This window comes from Paraburkholderia sp. RCC_158, assembly GCF_041355255.1.
In the GTDB taxonomy this organism is placed as follows: domain Bacteria; phylum Pseudomonadota; class Gammaproteobacteria; order Burkholderiales; family Burkholderiaceae; genus Paraburkholderia; species Paraburkholderia graminis.
Genome location: NZ_JBFUPM010000005.1, coordinates 165,043 through 185,537, shown reverse-complemented (window position 1 = coordinate 185,537; position 20,495 = coordinate 165,043). Strand labels below are relative to the sequence as shown.

Here is a 20,495-nt window from a genome sequence, read left to right as displayed (position 1 = left end):
TTCCGGGAGGCAACATCATGAATACCAACATGCGAAAAACGTTCTTTGGTGCGGTGGCAACCACTGCACTCATGCTTTCACCCGCGCTCGCGCTTGCGCACGGCAAGCTGGAAACGGCGACGCCGGCGGCGGGCAGCACAGTCGATGTATCGCCCGACTTACTCAGGCTGACGTTCAACGAGGACCTCGAATCATCGTTCAGCACGATCAAGGTCGCCGATGCGAGCGGCGCGCCTGTTACCAAAGAAAAAGCAACCGTCGACGCCGCCAATCCGCGCGTACTGGCCGTCGCGATCCCGAAGCTCGCTTCGGGTGCTTACACCGTGCAATGGGCTGTGATGACGCATGACGCGCACAAGACAAAAGGCATCTACACATTTGCGGTGAAGTGATGAACGAAGGCTTCCTCGGCGTTGTCCGGCTGATATCGGTAGCGCTGCAAAACGTGAGCTTTGCCGTGCTTATCGGAGCGATGCTGAGTGACATGTGGTTGTCGCGACGCGCGTCGCGATGGCAGTCGGGCGTCAGTCGGCGACTCCTGACGACCATGAGGATTTCGGCGTTAGTTGTATTGCTTTCGAGCTTCGCGGCATTCTGGGCTCACTGCGCGCTGATGAGTGAATCGTCTTTGTTTGAAGCGGGGCCGGCAGTCGTATCGATGCTGAAGGAGACCGGGTTCGGTCATGCCTGGCTCGTCAACTGTGTTCTGTTGCTGATCGTTTTTCTGCTTCTGCTGGTGAACGTGCATAAGCGTGGACCATACGCAGTCGTCATTGCACTCGCCACTGCGGGCGCGGCCCTCGCGAGAAGCAATACGGGACATCCGGTCGATGCCGGTACTTTTTCGCCGCCGGTATGGGCCGACTGGGTACACGTGCTTGCTATCAGCGTATGGGTCGGCCTCGTGCTTGTGGCGGCCAGTATCGTCGTGCCGCGAATAGGCAAGGCCCCGGAAGACGACGCGCCCAATAGCGCGGCATTCGTGCAATCGCTTTCAAACGCAGCCACTGTTGCGCTCGCGATGCTGGCTATCACGGGCACGTACAACGGTTGGCGCGGCGTGAACAGTCCCGTCAATCTCTGGACGTCGACTTACGGGCAGGTTCTTGTGCTTAAGCTCGCGCTTGTGCTGATTGCAGCGGCGCTTGGAGGACATAACCGGATCGTTGAAATGCCGAAAGTACTCATGTCATTGAAGGGCTCGCATGCGATGCAGTCGCGCGTTGCATTGAAGCGCTTTGCGCGAGTACTTCAGGTTGAGTCGGTCGTGCTGGCCGGTGTGCTTATTGTCGCCGCGGTTCTCGTTTCGAGTCCTTTACCGGGGACTTCTTCCTGACGGAAAACTTTTTACCAGTCCACGCAGATGGTGGTGTCTGTGCAGCGGCTTCATGTCTTGTCGAATGATCGCCGTGCACTGGCGCTTCCATCTTTTACAGGCTCGGCCGCGCGTCGGGCCTTTTTTTGCTCCGCCACGATGCGCTGATCGCGGCGGAGCGCCATGTATTCGCGTCGCAAGTCACGCGCGAACTAAACTCGGCCGCTCAAAACCGATGTTGGATACCCGCCGTCACACCCGCTTGCGTATCCGCCGCGCCGGTCAGATCGCGCGACAGGCTGACGGCGTTGCCATGCTTCGCCATCGCATAGCCACCCGCGAGATACAGCACCGTGCGCTTGGACAACGCGTACTGGCCGCGCAGCGAAAAGAGCGTCGGGTCGGCGTCGCTCGCGTTCTTGATGTCCTGATGATAAACAGCGCCGAACAGCGAGAAGAACGGCGTCACTTCGTATTGACCGCCGATCCAGTACATGTCGCTGCGCAGCGTCGGCGTGGCCGTGTGGAAGGTGCGCCGATAGTTGCGATAGCCGGCCATTGCCTTGACCGGGCCGAAGTCGTAACTCAAGCCGGCATGAATGCCCTGAATGTAGTTGGTGGTGTCCGCGGGCGTGACGCTGTCGTTCGCACCGTTCTGACGGTCGAAGGTAACCACGGCGGCGAACGGGCCGTTCTCGTAGCCGAGGCCGAAGTCGTATTTCGAGCTCGATTTCATGCTGCCGGGCACATTGCCGAAGCCGTACATCGCGCCGAATTTAACGCCGGCGAAAGTGCCGTCGTAGCGCACAGCGTTGGCCGAGCGCGAGAACAGTCCGTCCTTGCGGCCGCCCGTTGCCGTGGATGAGGTCGCCCACGAGTAGTTCGGCGCATAACCCATCGGGTCGAACTGCAGCATGTAGTCGTACGTGGTCGTGAAATTGCGGCCGAGCGTGATTTGGCCGAAGCGGTTCTTCAGGCCGATGGTCGCGCGCCGGTCGAAGATCGCGCCGGGGCCGTCGTCGAACTGGCCGTTCGCGATGTTGATGCCGCTTTCCAACTGGAACACGGCCTTCAATCCACCGCCGAGATCCTCGACGCCGCGCAGACCCCAGCGCGACGTATTCTTGCCGCCCGACACGAGACGCGTTGCGCCGCCGTCCGCGCTCGCATGATTCACGTATTCGACGCCCGCATCGACGATGCCGTACAACGTCACGCTCGATTGCGCGTGCGCGCCGGTCGCGAATGCGGCGAGTCCCGCAAAGCCCGCGAAATACGCGAGGCCTGCGCGGCTCGCGCCGAAGGTCGTTCTTTTGATGCTCAACTTCATCGACAGTCTCCTGTAGCTGGTTTTTTTACTTCGGTGGGTGAGTGCGTCAGCTCGCGTGGGCGAACGCCCAGCAATCGTTCGCGGGGAATTCGATCCAGTGGCGCCCGGCCGCGCGCGGCACGTTGCCGAATGCGCGCAGACGCAGTTCGCCGCAATGAAACAGGTACTCCCAGCGGTCGCCTAGATACATCGACGTGATCAGGTCCGCTTCGAGGCGATTCGCGCCCGGACCGTCGGCGACCTGCACGCGCTCGAGGCGAATCACCGCCTGCACCTGCTGGCCGGCCGTCAGCGCTTCGCGCGCTTGCGCCTGCAATTGCCAGCCGTCGCCGGCCAAGGTCACGCGCTCCCCGTCGATGGCGGCCACGCGCGCGTCGATACGGTTGTTGCTGCCCATGAATTCCGCGGTGTAAAGCGAACGCGGCTCGCCGTACAGCTCCGCGGGCGTGCCTTCCTGTTCGATACGGCCATTGCGCAGCAGCAGGATGCGGTCGGACATCGCCATCGCTTCGGTCTGATCGTGCGTCACGCAAAGCGCCGAGAGACCGAGCGACACGATCAGTTCGCGCAGCCAGGCGCGCGCTTCCTCGCGCAGTTTGGCGTCGAGATTCGACAGCGGTTCGTCGAGCAGAATGACGGGCGGGTTGTAGACGAGCGCGCGCGCAATCGCGACGCGCTGCTGCTGGCCGCCGGAAAGCTGATACGGATAGCGCGCAGCCAGATGACCGAGACCGAGCTGATCGAGCGCGCCTTGCACGCGCTTTTTCTGCTCGGCCGCCGACACGCGCCGCAGCTTCAATCCATAGCCGACGTTTTCCGCGACGGTGCGGTGCGGCCACAGCGCATACGACTGAAACACGAGACCGAGCGAGCGCTGCTCGACCGGCAGATCGGCGTGCGTGGCGCCGTCGAAGAACGCCTTGCCGTCGAGTTCGATGCGCCCCGACGAAGGCTGCTCGAGACCGGCGACCGCGCGCAGCAGCGTCGTCTTGCCGCTGCCCGACGCGCCGAGCAGGCACACCACTTCGCCCGGATTCAGTTCGAACGACACGCCCTTGAGAATCGGGTTATCGCCATAGCTCAGAAAGAGGTTGTCGACCGAGAGCTTATCCATGAAGTTTCACTCCGAAGCGCAGGGCCACGCCGAGCCCGGCGCCGACCATCGCGATGTTGATGACAGAAAGCGCCGCGACCTGATCGACCGCGCCGGTCGCCCACAGCGACACGAGCAGCGCGCCGATCACTTCGGTGCCGGGCGACAGCAGATAGACGGCGGTCGAATACTCGCGCTCGAAGATCATGAAGATCAGTAGCCACGCGGCGAGCAGGCCGAAGCGCACGAGCGGCAGCGTCACGTCGAGGCTCACGCGCGCACGCGTGCCGCCGACGCTGCGTCCCGCTTCCTCGAGTTCGGGGCCGACTTGCAGCAGCGCGCTTTGAATCAGGCGCATGCCGTACGCGAGCCAGACGACCGTGTACGCGATCCAGATGCTCCACATCGAATTCTTCAGCTCTTTCACGCCCGGCACGAAGAGAAAGATCCACAGGAACGCGAGGCCGGCGAGCAGACCGGGCACGGCGCGCGGCAGCAGCACGAGGTAATCGAGCAGGCGCGTCGCCCAGTCGTTGCGGCGATGGCCGGCGAACGCCACGAGCGAATAGAAGCCCACCGCGAGCGCGCCGCCGAATATGCCGATGCCGAGCGTGTTGAGGATCGCGCGAACCAGGTTGTCCTGTTCGAACAGTTCGGTGAAGTTGGCGAGCGTGAGCACGTCGGCGAGATTCACGCCTTCGCCCCAGTTCGTGACGAACGCGCGCAGCGTGATGCCCGAGATCGGCACGAACACGGTCAACAAGAGCCACAGCGCGACGATCGCCAGCGCGACCCAACGCCATGCGCCAAGCGGCAGCACGGTCTGACGTCCGGCCTTGCCTTTCACGGTGACGAAGCGGTTCGCGCGGTTGAGGAGGCTGCGTTGCAGCAGCACGAGCGGAAACGTAATCGCGACAATGCACACGGCGACCGCGGCCATCAGGTGATACGACGGCACGCCGAGCTTGTTGGTGAGCTTGTACAGATAAGTGGCGAGCACGAGGTGGCCTTCGGGGTCGCCGAGCACGAGCGGCAGGCCGAATACTTCGAAGCCGAGGAAGAACACCAGCACGCCTGCGAAGAGCAGGGCGGGCAAGGTCATCGGCAGGCTCACGTCGAGCGCGACGCGAAACGGGCGCGCGCCCGCGACGCGCGCGGCTTCTTCGACGTCCGAGCCGAGATTGCGCAGCGCCGCCGACGAATACAGGTACACGTGCGGCACATGCGTGAGGCCGACGATCACCGTGATCGCAAGAATCGAGTACACGGTCCACGGCGCTTCGGCGCTGCCGAACAGCGTTTTCCACCAGACCGAATAGAAGCCGACCGGGCCGGCCGCGACGACGTAGCCGAACGCGAGCACCATCGGCGAAACGAAGACAGGCGTGAGCAGCAACGGCTCGAGCCACCGGCGGCCGGGCAGGTCGGTGCGAACCATCAGGAACGCGAGAATGCCGCCGAGCGGAATCGAAATGAACAGCATGCCGCTCGCGATCACGAACGAGTTCTTCAGCGCGGACCAGAAATCAGGATCACTGAAGATAAACTCGAAGCCGGTGAGGCCGAGCGTGCGGTTGGCGTCGAAGAAAGGCGCATTGAGCACGCTCTGAAACAGGATGAAGCCGAGCGGCAGCGCCACGGCGACCGTCAGCACGGCGACGACGAGCCAGCGCAGCATCCCCGCCAACGGTTGCAGACGGCCGCGCGGCAACGCGCCGATGGGGCCGTCGTCAGCCGCGAGCGGCGCGGCGTCGCGAGGCCCGGTTGCGCTAGTAAAAAGCATGAGTGTCCCCCTGCGGCGCAAAAGCCGCATATCGGCAGGTGTTCAACGAAAAAGCAGAGACGTTCGCGCGTGGCGGCGCGAACGTGTGCGCCTCTGTGTCAGGCGCGAGGGTTTAGCGCTTGATCGACTGTTGCCATTGCTTGAGGAATTCAAGGCGCTTGGACTGATCGAGATAAACCAGCAGGCCCGCGCCGATAGGAATCGGCTTTAACGAATCGCCGAGCTGCTTCGTGAGGCCGGCCATCGACGTTTCGCCTTCCACGTCGGAGCGAATCGAGAACAAACTCGCCTGGTTCGCGAGCAGGGTCTGGCCGCGCTGCGACAGCAGATAGTCGACCCACAGCTTCGCGGCGTTCGGGCTTTTCGCCTTCTTCGAAATGGTGACGAGGCGGCTCACCACCAGCGTGTAGTCCTTCGGATAGACATAGCCGATGGAGGGATCTTTCTTGGCCTTGGTGAGCGCATACGAGCCGAGAATGTTGTAGCCGATCAGGTTCTCGCCCGACGAAATGCGCTCCATCATCGCGCCCGTGCTCGATTGCAGTTTCGGGCCGGTCGCGCCCATTGCCTTGACGAGATCCCACGTGACCTGCGGGTTCACGCGCGCGTCCTGCGTCAGATAGTTAAAGCCGACGCCGGACTTCTCGATGTCGTACGTCGTGACCTTGCCTTTGAACTGATCGGGCTTCGATTGCAGCAGCTTGATGAGGTCCGCGCGCGTCTGCGGCACTTCGCCCGCGGACAAAAGGCGCTTGTTGTAGACGATCGCGAGCGGTTCATAGGTCGTGCCGTACGCCTGCTTCTGGTACTGCGCCCATTGCGGCAACTGCTTCGCCTCGGGCGATTCGTAAGTCGCCATCAGGCCGTCGTTGACGAGCTTCACCTGCAGGTCCATGGCCGAGCTCCACAGCACGTCGGCGCTCGTGCTGCTCGCCGCGTTTTCGCTGATGTAGCGGTTGTACAGCTCGGTGCTGTTCATGTCGTTGTACTCGACTTTCACGCCGTACAGGCTTTCGAAGTCTTTGATCAGCGGACGCACGAGCGCGGTGTCCGTGACCGAGTAGACGATCAGTTTTCCTTCTTTTTTCGCTGCGTCGACAGTGGCCTGATAATCGCCCGGATAGCCGGCTGGGAACGCTGCCCACGTCGAATGTGCGGCGAATGCGGCAGCGGCGGCGAGAAGCTTTAAAGAGATATGCACGTCTTCCTCCAGAAAACATCATGTTGATTTTGTGAAGGCGAATGGTAAGAGACGCGCGCTTTCTGAACGCTTTCAATTTGCGAGGGAAATGCGTCACAATGGACGAATTCGCCTCATGGATTTCCCTGGGATTCTGTTCATGCGTGTGCTGCTCGTCGAAGACAATCCGATTCTTTCCCGCTCGTTAACCGACGCGCTGACCAATGCCAAACTCACTGTCGACTGCATGCATGACGGCGAATCTGCCGATCACGTATTGCGCACACAGGACTACGCGCTCGTGATCCTCGACATCGGTTTGCCGAAGCTCGACGGGCTCGAAGTGCTGCGTCGTTTGCGCGCGCGGCGCAATGCCGTGCCGGTGCTCATCTTGACCGCGCATGGTTCGGTGGAAGAGCGCGTGCGCGGCCTCGATCTCGGCGCCGACGACTATCTCGCGAAGCCTTTTGCGCTTACCGAACTCGAAGCGCGAGCGCGTGCGCTGCTGCGCCGCGGTCATGGTCAGGAGGCCTCGGTCGCGCAATGCGGCACGCTGGTTTACGACAGCGTCGATCGCGGCTTCACGCTCGACGGCGAACCGCTCGCGCTCACGCCGCGCGAACGTTCGGTGCTCGAAGTATTGATCCTGCGCAACGGCCGCGCGATCAACAAGGAAACGCTGTCGGAGAAAATTTTCGGGCTCGACGAATCGGTGAATGCCGATGCGATCGAAATCTACGTGTACCGTTTGCGCAAGAAGCTCGAGCGCAGTTCGGTCGGCATCGTCACGCTGCGCGGGCTCGGCTATCTGCTCGAAGCCAGGACGCCATGACGCGGCCGAATCTGCGCGTGCGGGTCGCGCTATGGCTGCTGGTGCCGCTGTTATTGCTGCTCGCGCTGGATGCCTGGCTCACCTATCAACGCGCAATGAACGCGGCACATGCGGCATTCGATCGCACGCTCGAATTTTCGTTGCGCTCGATTCGCGACGGCGTGCGTCTGCGCGACGGTCGCATCGAAGTCGACTTGCCTTATCTCGCGCTCGAGATGTTCGAATCGAACGGCGGCGGCAACATCTACTATCAGATTCGCGAGGAACATGGCCGTGTGGTAACCGGTTATCCCGATCTGCCAGAAACGAAGAAGGTGCCGGCCGAGCCGTACAGCGTGCAGTTTTATGACGATGTATTTCGCGGCCGGCCGCTGCGCATCGCGATGCTGCGGCTGCCGGTGCACGACGTGCCGAGTGCGCAAACGCGCGTGGTGCTGGTGAGAGTCGGCGAGACGATCGAGGCGCGCCAGGCGCTGGCGCGCGAGATCCTTACCGGCTCGCTGCAACAGGAAGGCTTGCTGGTGATGCTCGCGCTCGGCATCGTGTGGCTCGGTGTCGCGCGCGGCTTGCGGCCGCTCAATCGTCTGTCGGCGAAAGTCGCGGCGCGCGCCGACGACGATCCCACGCCGCTCGATACCGTGGGCTTGCCGAGCGAGGTCGCGCCGCTCGTCGATTCGATCAACCAGTACATTGGCCGCACGCAGAAGATGCAGCTATCGCGGCGGCGCTTTTTCAACGACGCCGCGCATCAGTTGAAAACGCCGCTCGCGGTGATTCAGGCGGAGTCCGAACTGGCGCAGCGCGGGCTCGATGGCGTCGATGCGAACAGTGCTGGCCCGAGGCGTCACGGCGTCCATTTGCGGCGGCTGAACCGCGCGGTGCAGCAGGCGGTGCGTATCGTGCAGCAGTTGCTGTCGCTGTCGCGGCTCGATGCGGACAGCGGCTACACGGTCAGGCATGCCGCGGTGCCGCTGCACAAGGTCGCGCGCAGCGTGACGCTCGACTGGTCGCCGGTGGCGCGCTCGCGCGGCATCGACCTCGGCTTCGAGCAGGAGACGCGCGTCGACGTGACGGGGCAATCCGATCTGCTCGCGGAACTGGTAGGCAATCTGATCGACAACGCGATCCGTTATTCGGGCGATGGCTCGGTCATTACCGTGCGGGTCGCGTGCGAGCACGGCGAGCCCTTGCTTCAGGTGATCGACAACGGGCCGGGCATTGCCGCGAGCGAACGCGACGCGGTATTCGAGCGCTTTTACCGCAGCGAGGCGACGCAGGCGGTGGAGGGCAGCGGGTTGGGGTTGTCGATTGTGCGCGAGATCGCGCGGGTTCATGGCGCGCGCGTCGAGTTGGGCGATGCGCGCGGCGGCGGGCTGGTGGTGAGCGTGTGGTTTCCGGCGGTCGTGCAGGAGGCGGCGTGAGGCGGGCTCGTGCGTTATCGCTGCGTTGCCCGTGCGTTATCGATGCGTTATCTGTGAATCGGAAAACTGCGTGCGAAACCCGTGGCCGGCGTCGTGCTGTTCCATGTGGCGCCGTCCATGAACCGTTGCGTGGTTTCTTGCGCCGGCACCGCGACTTTCACCTGCGCGGCCGCCTCGCGATACAACTGCGTCTGATTGATGCGCTCGGCGATTTGCGCGTAATCGGCGCGTGCGTCGATCATTCCCCAGCGCTCGAATTGCGTCAGAAACCACGCGCCCTCGAATGGCTGCGGATAGTTCACCGCGCCATCGTCGAAGAAACGCACCGGTAAACCGTGCGGCACCGACGCGGGAATCGTGTCGCCGAAACGTGCGGCGATCAATGCTTCGTCGATGCCGATAAATTCCGGCCGCGCGAGCCAGCGCGTGATCTCGTGGCGATGTCCGGGGCCGTCGAGCCAGCGGCACGCTTCGAGCATGGTCCGCACGAGCGCGCGCGCCGTGTTCGGATTTTCGTCGACGAAATCGCGCCGGCAAGCGAGCACTTTCTCGGGATGATCGGGCCACACTTCGCTCGTATAAGCGACCGTTCTGCCGACGCCTTGCGCTTCGGCCATCGCATTCCACGGCTCGCCCACGCACAGGCCGTCGAGCCCGTCTTCGGCGAGCGCGGCGACCATCTGCGGCGGCGGAATCACCACGCTTTCCACGTCGCGCAGCGGATGCACGCCTTGCGCGGCGAGCCAGTAATGCAGCCACATCGCGTGCGTGCCGGTCGGGAAGGTCTGCGCGAACACCGGCTTGCGGCCGAGCGCGGCGAGCGCCTTCGGCAACGTGCCGTGTGCGGCGAGCGCATCGGCGAGACGGTTCGACAAGGTGACCGCCTGGCCGTTGCGGTTGAGCACCATCAGCACGGCCATGTCCGTTTGCGGACCGCCGAGCCCGAGTTGTACGCCATAGACGAGGCCGTAGAGCGTATGCGCCGCGTCGAGATCGCCGGACAGCAGCTTGTCGCGCACGGCGGCCCATGACGGCTGGCGCGACAGTTCGAGCGTGAGTCCATGCGCGTGGCCAAATTCGAGCAGCTTGGCGGCGACGAGCGGGGCGGCGTCGGACAGCGCGACGAAGCCGAGGCGCAGATGCGTTTTCTCGAGCTGGCCGGATGTGGGCGACGAAGCCGACGACGAAGCGAGCGACGAAGCAGGCGAAGCAGACGACGAAGCGAGCGACGATGCCGACGACGAAGCAGGCGATGCCGACGACGAAGCCGACGACGAAGCCGACGAAGATACGAGTGAGCTAACGGAGTTCATGGGCATGCTTCACTTGTGCGATTCAGCCGCCGCGACGACCGCGCGCGCGACCTCGGCGAGCTTCACGCCCTGGTTCATCGCGCGTTTGCGCAGCGTGGCGTAGGCGGCGTGCTCGGTGATTTTCTGCTGATCCATCAGCAGGCGTTTGGCGCGGTCGATCAGCTTGCGCTCCGCGAGTTCGTTTTCGACCTGGGCGAGGCGTTCGCGCAGTTGCGATTCCTGTGCGAAGCGCGCGAGCGCGACTTCGAGAATCGGCGCGAGCCGTTCCGTTTCCAGCCCTTCGACGAGATACGCGGTCACACCCGCGCCGACGGCATCGCGGATCAACTGCTGGTTCGAGTCGTGGCTGAACATCAGCACCGGACGCGGCGCGGTCGCGTTCATCACCGCGAGCTGTTCGAGCGTGTCGCGCGACGGCGAATCGGTATCGATGATGATGACGTCCGGCCGCTCGCTCTGAACCGCGCTGTGCAGCGCGTGCGGCGTCGCGGTGCTGGCCAGCATCTCGTAACCGAGCCTGGCGAGCGCGTCACGTAGGTCGCCTATCGGCTTATCGGTATCGGTGACGAGGAGGACACGCAGCATGGGGTAGTGGCAATCGACGGCTGAACATCGTTAAAGCAACTTGGATGCCAGTGGCCGCGAAGCCTTGTGTACGAAGGGATTACGCACTGAGGCCGAGCTTTTTCGTGACGAGTGGCGCACCGGGAAAGGGCATGCGTCGCGGATGCACCGAAGCGGCGCACAGCGGGCGATTCTTGAGAATTCTTAAGAAGGCGAGACGAACAGAACCCGCGACAAGAATCGCGAGGCAAGGCAACGGCTCGGAAGACATCGCGACGAGCGTCGCGACAAAAAATCGGCTGAAACACGCGGCGAAAAACGCGCCGTTAAAAAAGCCTAAAAAGCGCCGCCGCTGCGCGCCGCTCAGGTTCGAACCGGGCCGAACTCGAGAAGGCGCGCCAATGGCTTCGCGTACAACGTTACTTCAGGGCCGCAAGGCAGAGGCCCACGCAGGCACGCGCAAAAAACCGCCGGCGCGTGCCGCTCGCCTTAACGGCGACGGAATTGCGAATTGCTGCGCGCGGCGCCGCCGCCTGCACGCTCGTCTTTGTGACGGAAGTTGATCCGGCCTTTGGTCAGGTCGTAGACCGACAGTTCCAGCGTCACGCGGTCGCCCGCGAGAATACGAATGTGGTTCTTGCGCATGCGTCCGGACGCGTAAGCGCCAACCACGACGCCGTTGTCGAGCGTCACGCGGTAACGGCTGTCCGGAAGTACTTCGTCGACGATACCGTCAAGTTCAAGCAGTTCTTCTTTCGCCATGCATAACTCCTGGTCGATGGGATAAGGGTTTGCGCGACGCCTTGCGGGCGGCGCTGCATCAGATACGGTTGCGGGCGGGCGGCAGGCCCGCCGTGCGGCAACGGCTTATGCGCCGCCGTGACCGCTCAAAGATCGGCGACCGACTGGCCGTCCACGCGGCCGTCGATCAGTTGCTCGGCGTGAGCCATGCACGCGATGCGCGCCTTGCCCGTGCCGTCGAACGGAAACAGATACTGCAGGCGGAACACGCGGCCCTCGGCGGCCGGATTCGCGCCCACGCGGCAAATGCGCACCGACGCGTCGTAGCCCGCGTCCGGATTGCGGCTCGTCTGGCCGTCGGTGGGGCGGCGCGGATAGACGAGCGGGTGAATCTCATAACCTTTGTACGTCTTGACTGCCGAGTTCATTAGCATAGATGTCCTGTAATACGTGGCCGGCATGTCACGCGTGTTACGCGCGGCACCGCAGGCCGGGCAGCGCAGCACCGGAAAGGCGCGCCGCCATTGAAAAAGTTAGCGCAGGCCCGATAGCGAGGGCTTGAGCGCGCCGCGTAAATTCGCGGATTCGATGGAGAAGAAACACGCTGATGTCGCGCGGACACCAGGCGGGTGAAAGCTGAAACTCAGCTGAACAACTCAGCTACACAACTCGCGACGGCTAATGCTGGCGGCGCATTGCCGGAGTGACGGGATCGCCGACGGGCGGCGGTCGAACAGTCGGGGGTGTTGCGCAGATGCGGTATGAGACAGCCAGGCTGCGAATGCGGAATACAACTATTCCAATATGATGCACTAAATACGTCTGATTGGATAGTAAAAAGTTCCATCCACGAACAGAGGGGCCGGCCGGTCGCTACAATGGCGAGTTGCCGCGCGAGGCAGCACGCGCCCCCGAACACCGTCACATCGTCATCCAATGCGCCAGACAACCGCGACCCCCGTGAAAGACCTGCTGCTCGAGCGCTACGCTCCCATCGCCGACGGCATCGCGGCGCTCTTCTATCCGTGCGCCGAAGTCGTGATCCACGATCTGCGCGACCAGACCATCGCGTACCTCGTGAACAATCTGTCGAAGCTCGAAGTGGGCGGTCCGTCGGTGCTCGACGAAGTGCACTATGCGGCGCGCGGGCGCACCATCGGCCCGTACGAGAAGCTCAACTGGGACGGTCGCCGCATGCGCTGCGTGAGCAACATTCTGTTCGACGACAACGGCAAGCCGGCCGGCATGCTGTGCATCAACTTCAATATCGCGGTGTTCGAAGACGTGCGTTCCACGCTCGACCTGTTCATCCGCGGCGGGAATCTGACGGACGCACCCGCTGAAGACCTGTTCCGCGACGACTGGCAGGACCGCATCAACACGTATCTCCATACGTGGCTGCGCGAGCGGCAGATCGGCATCAACGCGCTCACGCGCGAACACAAGCGCGAGATCGTCGAGGCGCTGCATGCGCAAGGCGCGTTTCGCGGCCGCAGTTCGGCGAACTATGTGGCCGCCGTGCTGACGATGGGCCGCGCCACCGTCTACAAAATCCTCAAGCAGATGAAGGAAGGCGGTTGAGTCGTGGCACTGTCCAACCCAGGGAGAATTCGATGGCTGAAATCACGCGCTACCGCCATTACAAAGGCGGCCTCTACGAACTGATATGCGAGGCGACGCTCGAATCCGATCCGACTGTCACGATGATCGTCTACAAGGCGAGCAACGGCACGATCTGGACACGTCCGGCGTCGGTGTTTTTCGAGCAGATCGAGCATGAAGGCGCGACGATGCCGCGCTTCGCCAGGATCGATTGAGGGGATAAGCCTCGCTGCTCAACGCGGCGACGACAACGACGACGACTGCAGCTCCACAGCGTCCGGCGCTTCGATCACCACATCGGTTTCGGCAATCGCGACGCACGGCAGCATATAGCCTTCCTGCTTTTCCTCGCGGCTAAGACCTGGCCATTCGATCGTGTAGCGCACGCGTCCCGCCGTCATTTTGCAGATGCACGTACGACACGTGCCGTTGCGGCATGAACGCGGCAAGCGCAGATCGGCGAAGCCGGCGGCTTCCAGAATGGTGAGCGAATCGGGCGCTTCGAAGCTGCGGCCAAGCGGCTCGACGCGCACGACAGGTGGGCGGTGTGAATCGGACATCGTGTGAATGTGTGACTGTGCTCGTCACACTTTACACGGTCGCGCGGTCTTTCCTGGCGGCCGTCGCTGTATCGACGCTTCAATGAGTCGTGCCGGCGCGGCGCAAATAGCGGTACACCGTATTGCGCGCGAGTCCCAGTTCGCGTGCCGCCGCCGACACATTGCCGTCCAACCGCGCAAGCGTCTGCGCGATCAACGTGGCCTGCCAGTCTTCCATGCGCGACGGCGCGGGCGTCTGAGCGCTAGCCAGGTTGTTGTCCATCGCGTCGTCGCAGTTTCGCCGAGGTGAGCGCGAGTCGTCGTTCGCCGCCGAATCGGCGCAATCATGCAGAAAGTCTTCCGGCAGATCGTCGAGTTCGATTTGATCCGCGCCTTCGGCCATGATGCTCGCGGTGCGCAGCACGTTCGCCAGTTGCCGCAGATTGCCGGGCCAGCGGCATTGCATGAAGCGCTCGAGCACTTGCGGCGAAACGCGGCGCGGCACGCCGTCGCCTTCGCACTGAAGTTCCAGCACACGCGCGATGAGCGCTTCCAGATCCGTGCGCTCGCGCAGCGCCGGCAACGTCACAACGAGTCCGTTGATGCGGTAGTACAGGTCCTCGCGGAAGGTGCCTTCCTCGATCATCGCGCGCAGATTGCGGTGCGTCGCGCACACGATCCGCAGATCGACTGGAATGGCGCGCGTGCCGCCGAGCGGCACCACGCTGCGCTCCTGCAGCACGCGCATGAGCCGCACTTGCTGCGCGAGCGGCATATCGCCGATTTCATCGAGGAACAGCGTGCCGCCGTCGGCCTGCACGATCTTGCCGACACTGCCGCGTTTTTTTGCGCCGGTGAACGCGCCGTCTTCATAGCCGAACAGCTCGGCCTCGATCAAACTGTCGGGCAGCGACGCGCAGTTCAACGCGACGAACGGCGCCGTGCGCCGCGGCGAATCGTGATGGATCGCGCGCGCGAGCCATTCCTTGCCGGTGCCTGTCTTGCCGAGGATCAGGATCGGAATGTCGCGACCGCGCACCTTGCCGACGCGCCGCAGAATCGCGGACATTTGCGCGTCGCCGGTGTCGAGTGTTTCAAGCGTGGCGGGCGTGACATTGCACGGCGATTCCACAATCCGCGCCGCGTGACGCGCGCCATGCGTTGTCAAGCCACGCGCCGTGCCGACAACATCCGCTGCCGGCGCGACATAACGCTGCGCCGAATACTCGCCGCGCGCGACGACGCGCACGCCGCTCGGCAACGTCAGCACGATATTGTCGCCCGGCGCGCGCGCGATCCGCTGCAATACGTCGGCGAACGCGATGCCGAACAGCGCCTCGAACGGCTGCACCTGCAACGCGGCGAGCGCCTGTCCGAACTGAAACAGCGCGCTGCGGTTGGCCGACAGGAATGTGCCGTCGGCGGCGAACGCGGCGAGCCCTTCGAACAGCGTGCCGATGAATTCGGCGCGCGCGTGAAAGTGCACGCGCAACGCATCGGCGAATTGATTGGAGAACAGATGATTTTCGATCATCTGCGCCGACATTCTGACGAGCGCCAGTGTGTGCTTATGAAAGCCGCGCGTGTCGCCGCTCACGTCGAGTGCGCCGATGGTGCGCCCGAACGGATCGGCGATCGGCGCGCACGAGCAGGTGAGAATGCGGTTTGCGTGCAGGAAGTGTTCGTCGGCGTGGACGACAGTCGGCTGTCCGTCGACGAGCGCCGTGCCGATTGCATTCGTGCCGCGGTCGGCCTCGGCCCATGACACGCCCGGACACAGCGCGACGCGATTCGCCTTCGCGACGAAATCGCTGTCGCCGAGACTATGCAGGATCACGCCCTGGCTGTCGGTGAGCAGCACCATGCTTTGCGTGTCGACGATCTGCGCATGCAGCGTTTCCATGACGGGCAGCGCATGCGTATACAGCGACTGATTGCACTCAACCAGTTCGCGCAGCGCAGGCCGGCGCAGCGGCTGAAAATCCGGCATTTCCGACGCGCGCAGCCCGAGTTCGAGCGAGCGCGCATGAGCTTGCGCGATGACATCGGGCCGACCGATGCGGGACGGCGTGGCGGGGCGATGGCTCAAGGCATGTCTCCGGTATTCGGATGCGGCGGGTGCGTTGCCTGCCGTTCGATGCCGCAGCGCAGCATGCGCGCTTGCGGGCGAATACCGATATTACAGGAGCCGAAGCCGCGCGCGTCGCAGCGAAAACACCCGGCGCGGGTCGGTAGGAACGCAAGTGCCATGCACGCTTCGTGCGCAATCGCGTGCGCAATTCGCGGGCAACTTCGCACCTCGATCAAGCGGCGGAAAGGAAAACTTGCGCCGCGCAGGAACTCGTCTAAAGTGAATCAAATCATCCTCGCGACGCGCGAATGGCGCGTTTCCGCATGCGACGGATGACGAGCCCGCGTCGCCGGCATTGGACAAGGAGGAGGCAGCCCGGGGCGCGATCAGATGTAACCGGCGTGCGCATCACCCATGCGAATCATGCGCGGCGCCTAACTTCCAGGTGACTCCCATGCAGATCCTTTTCCCGAATGAAAATCCTGAGTATTCAGGTCGCGAACTCACCCTGGCGTTTCCGGCGCTGGTCGATGGGCAGAGGGTGGAGTGCATGATCACCGCGGAAGCGCTCGAAGATCATTTCGGCGCCGCGTCGCCGCGTCTGGAAGACATGGTCGGCGCGTTCGATACGCACCGCGAGCGCATCGAAGCCGCCACGCGTCGTCTGCTCTCTGAGACGAGCGCGCAATGCGTTGTGCTGCGCAGCGGCTATGTGCGCTTTTATGAAGCGAACTGGCGTGCCTGAGCGCATCGGCACGCCGCGGTTCGCAAGAACTTACTCGCTGCCGAGGTAGAAATAGCGGAACAGGAAGATCGCCGCGATGATCCACACGACGAGCTTCACCTGGCGCGCGCGGCCGGTCAGCAACTTCAGTCCCGCATACGAGATGAAGCCGAACGCGACGCCATTCGCGATCGAGTAAGTGAACGGCATCAGCAGAGCCGTGAGCGCGGCCGGCACGACTTCGGTTGCGTCGTCCCACGGCAGGTCGAGCATTTCGCGCAGCATCAGGCACGACACGTAGAGCAGCGCCGGCGCCGTCGCGTAGCCCGGCACCACGCCCGCGAGCGGCGCGAAGAACAGCGCGGCAAGGAACAGCACGGCCACCGTGACCGCCGTCACGCCGGTGCGCCCGCCTGCCTGCACGCCCGACGCGCTTTCGATATACGCGGTCGTCGACGACGTCCCGAGCATCGAGCCCGCCAGAATGGCGGTGCTGTCCGCGAGCAGCGCGCGGTTCAGCCGATGCATCTTGCCTTCCACCAGCAGACCCGCGCGATTGGCCACGCCCATCAGCGTGCCCGTTGCATCGAACAGTTCAACGAGGAAGAACACCAGGATCACGTTCAGCACGCCGGTGGACAGCGCGCCGCGAATGTCGAGCTGGAACAGCGTCGGCGAAATCGACGGCGGCGCGGACACGATGCCGTGGAACTGATTGCCGCCGAAGAAAAAGCTCAATACGGTCACGCCGACAATGCCGATCAGGATCGCGCCGCGCACGCGCAGATAGTCGAGCGTGACGATCGCGAAAAAGCCGATGATCGCGAGCACCACATGCGGGTTATGCAGATCGCCGAGCGTGACGAGCGTGGCCGGATTGCCGACCACGACGCCCGCCGTCTTCAGCGAAATGATCGCGAGAAAGAGGCCGATGCCGCCGGTGATGGCAATGCGTATCGAGTGCGGAATGCCGGTGACAATGACCTCGCGCACGCGAAACAGCGTAACGACGAGAAACAGGCACCCGGAGATGAACACCGCGCCGAGCGCGGCTTGCCACGTAAAGCCCATGCCCTTGACGACCGTGTACGCGAAGTACGCGTTCAGGCCCATGCCCGGCGCAAGCGCGATCGGGTAGTTCGCATACAGACCCATGATCAGCGAGGCCAGCGCGGCGACGAGGCAGGTCGCGACGAACACGGCGTCTTTCGGCATCCCCGCGTCGCCCAGAATCGCCGGGTTCACGAAGATGATGTAGGCCATCGTCAGAAAAGTGGTCAGGCCGGCCAGCACTTCCGTGCGCAGATTGGTGCCGGCGGCGTCGAGGCCGAAATAGCGTTTTATGGAATCCATATGGCGGGTCTCTCGTCGTAGGGGCGAGATGATACCTTGCCAGCGCGTGGGGCGCAGCCGCAAGCGAATTTACGATGTCGCCAGGCAACGGTGCGCGCGGCTTACGGCTCGCGTGGCTTCGTCAGACGGTCCACCACGGCGTTCAGCATATCGACCGGCAGCGGAAACACGATGGTCGAGTTCTTGTCCGCGGCAATCGTCGTCAGCGTTTGCAGGTAGCGCAACTGCATGGCTTGCGGCTCGCGCGCGAGCGTCTGCGCGGCCTGCAGCAATTGCTGCGACGCCTGCAATTCGCCTTCGGCATGAATCACCTTCGCGCGACGTTCGCGCTCGGCTTCGGCCTGACGGGCAATCGCGCGGATCATCGTTTCGTTGATGTCCACATGCTTGATCTCGACGATGGCGACCTTGATGCCCCACGCATCGGTCTGCGCGTCGAGCACTTTCTGGATGTCGGCGTTGAGCTGTTCGCGGTCGGCGAGCAGTTCATCGAGTTCATGCTTGCCGAGCACCGCGCGCAGCGTGGTCTGCGATAGCTGACTCGTCGCTTCGAAATAGCGCGCCACCTGGATTACGGCCTTCTCGGGATCGACCACGCGAAAGTACACCACCGCGTTGACCTTGACCGAGACGTTGTCGCGCGTGATTACGTCCTGCGGCGGCACGTCGAAGACGACCGTGCGCAGGTCGATGCGCACCACCTGCTGCACGACCGGAATAATCAGCACGAGCCCAGGCCCCTTGACCTTCCAGAAGCGCCCGAGCATGAACACGACGCCGCGTTCGTACTCGCGAAAAATCTTTATCGACGATGCAATCAGCGCGGCGATGAGCAGAATCAGAATGCTGCTGAAGCCGAATGTGAAACCGATCATGAGGTTTTTCCTCCGAGAGAGGGGTGTTGTTGTTGCTGTGCTTGCTGTTGTTGGAGCGCCTGCGCGGCGGCGACGGGCTCGACCGTGAGCGTCAGCCCCTGGCGCGCGGTCACGCGAACCGCGTCGCCGGCCGCGAGCGGAACCGCGCTCGACACCTGCCAGCGCTCGCCGTTGATCCGCGCCCAGCCGGCCAGGCTGCTGTTTGCCGCGTCTGGGTCCGCGGCCGAGGCCGAGGCGGCGACGAGACCGCCTTCGAGCACCACGCCGACGCTGCCGATCAGCCCTTCGGAACCGGTCACGACCGGCCTGCGCCGCGCCCGCAGCGCGAGCTGCGATACGCCCAGCACGAACAGCACGCTGAATACGGTGACGGCGGCGATCATCGGCAGCGGGATGCCGTAGCCGGGCACGTCCGTGTCGATCAGCATCAACGCGCCGATCACGAACGCGACAATGCCGCCGAAGCCGAGCGAACCGAAGGTCGGCAGAAACGCCTCGCCGATCAGAAACGCGATGCCGAGAAAGATCAGGCCGAGGCCGACGTAGTTGACCGGCAGCATCTGCATGGCGAACAGCCCGATAAGCAGACTGATCGCGCCGACCACGCCGGGCAGCACGAAACCGGGGTTCGCGAATTCGAAAAAGAGGCCGTACATGCCGAGCATCAGCAGCATCAGCGCGACGTTCGGATCGGTGATGACCGCGAGGAAGTGGCTGCGCCAGTCGGCTTCGAGCGTGACGACGGGCGCATGCGCCGTCGCGAGCTTGACGTTGCCCGCGCTCGTTGCGACGGTGCGGCCGTCGAGCTGGCGCAGCAGATCGGGCACGTCGCGCGCGTTGAGGTCGACGACGTGCTGCGCGAGCGCGTCGGCGGCGGTGAGGCTCACCGCCTCGCGCACCGCGCGCTCGGCCCAGTCGGCGTTGCGCCCGCGCATTTGCGCGAGGCCGCGGATATAGGCGGCGGCGTCGTGAACCTGCTTGCGCAGTTCCGTCGATTGGGTGTCGAGCGGGAGTGTGGTGGGGGAGCTGGTTGATGCCGGGCTTGTCGTGGCGCTCGCGCCGCTTGCGCTGCTGGCGGCACCAGCGCCACTAGCCGAACCGCCGGGCGCGGGCGCTTGCGGCGTGCGATCGCCCGTGCCCGGCAGGCGCGGCGTGCCGCCTCCCGGAGGCTCCGTGCCGCCGATGCCCATCTGGATCGGCGTGGCCGCGCCGAGGTTGGTGCCCGGCGCCATCGCCGCAATATGGCTCGCGTAGACGATGTAGGTCCCCGCGCTCGCGGCCCGCGCGCCGCTCGGGGCGATGAACGTCGCGACCGGCACCGGCGAGCCGAGGATCGCCTTGATGATCTGCCGCATCGACGTATCGAGCCCGCCCGGCGTGTCCAGTTGCAGCACCGCGAGTTGCGCGTGACTGTCGGCGGCGCGCTGCAGACTGCGCACGATGAAGTCGGCGCTCGCAGGTCCGATCGCGCCGCTGACGGGAATCACGACCACGCTGTTGAGCGCTTGCGCAGCGGCGTTCTGTCCACTGACGGGCGCAGCCTGGGCCACAGCCGCATCTTCGCCCGACGCGAAGCCAGGTACGAACCCAGGCCCAAACAGACCCCCAGCCGCGAACGTCAAAAGCATCCCGAACGCGGTCATGCCGCGCAGGAACCGGCGCGCGACACCGCCGCGGATAAACGGCCGGCGCGCGCCAGACTGCCGGAACGGGCGACGTGAAGACGTGCTCATGGCTAACGGGCGCCGCGTGCCGTCGA

21 protein-coding genes are annotated in these 20,495 nt (G+C 63.9%); 7 read left to right on the top strand and 14 right to left on the bottom strand.

The window, feature by feature from the left end:
* Positions 1-17 precede the first annotated feature (17 nt).
* Together copC and AB6809_RS12390 are read left to right on the top strand one after the other, a co-directional pair.
* Positions 18-392, top strand: a complete 375-nt coding sequence (gene copC, locus AB6809_RS12395) for a copper homeostasis periplasmic binding protein CopC (protein ID WP_006046702.1) — start codon at positions 18-20, stop codon at positions 390-392.
* Complete coding sequence (locus AB6809_RS12390) at positions 392-1,336, top strand: copper resistance D family protein (RefSeq protein ID WP_371026747.1); 945 nt, start codon at positions 392-394, stop codon at positions 1,334-1,336. The genes copC and AB6809_RS12390 overlap by 1 nt, the downstream gene beginning before the upstream one ends.
* A 205-nt stretch (positions 1,337-1,541) precedes the next feature.
* Here the strand turns inward: AB6809_RS12390 and AB6809_RS12385 are convergent, their stop codons facing one another.
* The 4 genes from AB6809_RS12385 to AB6809_RS12370 all read right to left on the bottom strand — a co-directional run bounded on the left by AB6809_RS12385 (position 1,542) and on the right by AB6809_RS12370 (position 6,722).
* A complete protein-coding gene (locus tag AB6809_RS12385; RefSeq protein ID WP_310400654.1) occupies positions 1,542-2,645 on the bottom strand; it encodes a porin in 1,104 nt (367 codons plus the stop codon).
* Positions 2,646-2,691: 46 nt separating this feature from the next.
* Positions 2,692-3,759 (bottom strand): ABC transporter ATP-binding protein, encoded by a 1,068-nt coding sequence (locus tag AB6809_RS12380; RefSeq protein WP_371026746.1) that lies wholly within the window; start codon positions 3,757-3,759, stop codon positions 2,692-2,694.
* Entirely contained in the window at positions 3,752-5,521 is a 1,770-nt protein-coding gene (locus tag AB6809_RS12375; protein ID WP_371026745.1) for an ABC transporter permease, read from the bottom strand. Before AB6809_RS12375 ends, AB6809_RS12380 begins: the two co-directional genes overlap by 8 nt.
* 112 nt (positions 5,522-5,633) lie before the next feature.
* Entirely contained in the window at positions 5,634-6,722 is a 1,089-nt protein-coding gene (locus AB6809_RS12370) for an ABC transporter substrate-binding protein (RefSeq protein ID WP_006046707.1), read from the bottom strand.
* Between the two features lie 115 nt (positions 6,723-6,837).
* On the opposite strand from AB6809_RS12370, the gene AB6809_RS12365 reads away from it, so the two are divergent.
* Together AB6809_RS12365 and AB6809_RS12360 are read left to right on the top strand one after the other, a co-directional pair.
* The gene (locus tag AB6809_RS12365; protein WP_006046708.1) at positions 6,838-7,533 is read left to right on the top strand and encodes a response regulator; all 696 of its coding nucleotides are present in this window, start codon (positions 6,838-6,840) and stop codon (positions 7,531-7,533) included.
* Positions 7,530-8,954, top strand: a complete 1,425-nt coding sequence (locus tag AB6809_RS12360) for a sensor histidine kinase (RefSeq protein WP_029965850.1) — start codon at positions 7,530-7,532, stop codon at positions 8,952-8,954. Before AB6809_RS12365 ends, AB6809_RS12360 begins: the two co-directional genes overlap by 4 nt.
* A gap of 47 nt (positions 8,955-9,001) precedes the next feature.
* Here the strand turns inward: AB6809_RS12360 and AB6809_RS12355 are convergent, their stop codons facing one another.
* The 4 genes from AB6809_RS12355 to AB6809_RS12340 form a co-directional block, all read right to left on the bottom strand.
* The gene (locus AB6809_RS12355; protein ID WP_029965848.1) at positions 9,002-10,273 is read right to left on the bottom strand and encodes a CmpA/NrtA family ABC transporter substrate-binding protein; all 1,272 of its coding nucleotides are present in this window, start codon (positions 10,271-10,273) and stop codon (positions 9,002-9,004) included.
* Positions 10,274-10,276: 3 nt separating this feature from the next.
* On the bottom strand, positions 10,277-10,852 hold the full coding sequence (locus tag AB6809_RS12350) for an ANTAR domain-containing response regulator (RefSeq protein ID WP_006046711.1): 576 nt from the start codon (positions 10,850-10,852) through the stop codon (positions 10,277-10,279).
* A gap of 468 nt (positions 10,853-11,320) precedes the next feature.
* Positions 11,321-11,593 (bottom strand): translation initiation factor IF-1, encoded by a 273-nt coding sequence (gene infA / locus AB6809_RS12345; protein WP_006046712.1) that lies wholly within the window; start codon positions 11,591-11,593, stop codon positions 11,321-11,323.
* Between the two features lie 125 nt (positions 11,594-11,718).
* Entirely contained in the window at positions 11,719-12,000 is a 282-nt protein-coding gene (locus AB6809_RS12340; protein WP_029965846.1) for a hypothetical protein, read from the bottom strand.
* Between the two features lie 508 nt (positions 12,001-12,508).
* Here AB6809_RS12340 and AB6809_RS12335 point away from each other — a divergent pair.
* Both AB6809_RS12335 and AB6809_RS12330 read left to right on the top strand, forming a co-directional pair.
* Positions 12,509-13,153: a transcriptional regulator gene (locus AB6809_RS12335; RefSeq protein WP_006046714.1), complete on the top strand. Its 645-nt coding sequence runs from the start codon at positions 12,509-12,511 to the stop codon at positions 13,151-13,153.
* A gap of 32 nt (positions 13,154-13,185) precedes the next feature.
* Entirely contained in the window at positions 13,186-13,389 is a 204-nt protein-coding gene (locus AB6809_RS12330) for a DUF1653 domain-containing protein (RefSeq protein ID WP_107707443.1), read from the top strand.
* An 18-nt stretch (positions 13,390-13,407) separates the two neighbouring features.
* On the opposite strand, the gene AB6809_RS12325 is transcribed toward AB6809_RS12330, so the two are convergent.
* From AB6809_RS12325 to AB6809_RS12315, 3 genes are all read right to left on the bottom strand, one after another.
* On the bottom strand, positions 13,408-13,734 hold the full coding sequence (locus tag AB6809_RS12325; RefSeq protein WP_107707442.1) for a 2Fe-2S iron-sulfur cluster-binding protein: 327 nt from the start codon (positions 13,732-13,734) through the stop codon (positions 13,408-13,410).
* Between the two features lie 79 nt (positions 13,735-13,813).
* On the bottom strand, positions 13,814-15,802 hold the full coding sequence (locus AB6809_RS12320; RefSeq protein ID WP_371026744.1) for a sigma-54-dependent Fis family transcriptional regulator: 1,989 nt from the start codon (positions 15,800-15,802) through the stop codon (positions 13,814-13,816).
* On the bottom strand, positions 15,799-15,963 hold the full coding sequence (locus AB6809_RS12315; protein ID WP_307259009.1) for a hypothetical protein: 165 nt from the start codon (positions 15,961-15,963) through the stop codon (positions 15,799-15,801). Before AB6809_RS12315 ends, AB6809_RS12320 begins: the two co-directional genes overlap by 4 nt.
* Before the next feature lie 275 nt (positions 15,964-16,238).
* Here AB6809_RS12315 and AB6809_RS12310 point away from each other — a divergent pair, with 275 nt between their 5' ends.
* Positions 16,239-16,529 (top strand): DUF1488 domain-containing protein, encoded by a 291-nt coding sequence (locus AB6809_RS12310; protein ID WP_006046718.1) that lies wholly within the window; start codon positions 16,239-16,241, stop codon positions 16,527-16,529.
* Between the two features lie 30 nt (positions 16,530-16,559).
* Here the strand turns inward: AB6809_RS12310 and AB6809_RS12305 are convergent, their stop codons facing one another.
* From AB6809_RS12305 to AB6809_RS12295, 3 genes are all read right to left on the bottom strand, one after another.
* Positions 16,560-17,861: an NCS2 family permease gene (locus AB6809_RS12305; RefSeq protein ID WP_006046719.1), complete on the bottom strand. Its 1,302-nt coding sequence runs from the start codon at positions 17,859-17,861 to the stop codon at positions 16,560-16,562.
* A gap of 101 nt (positions 17,862-17,962) precedes the next feature.
* Positions 17,963-18,736: a slipin family protein gene (locus AB6809_RS12300; protein ID WP_006046720.1), complete on the bottom strand. Its 774-nt coding sequence runs from the start codon at positions 18,734-18,736 to the stop codon at positions 17,963-17,965.
* Positions 18,733-20,469, bottom strand: a complete 1,737-nt coding sequence (locus tag AB6809_RS12295) for a nodulation protein NfeD (protein WP_371026743.1) — start codon at positions 20,467-20,469, stop codon at positions 18,733-18,735. The genes AB6809_RS12300 and AB6809_RS12295 overlap by 4 nt, the downstream gene beginning before the upstream one ends.
* Positions 20,470-20,495 lie beyond the last annotated feature (26 nt).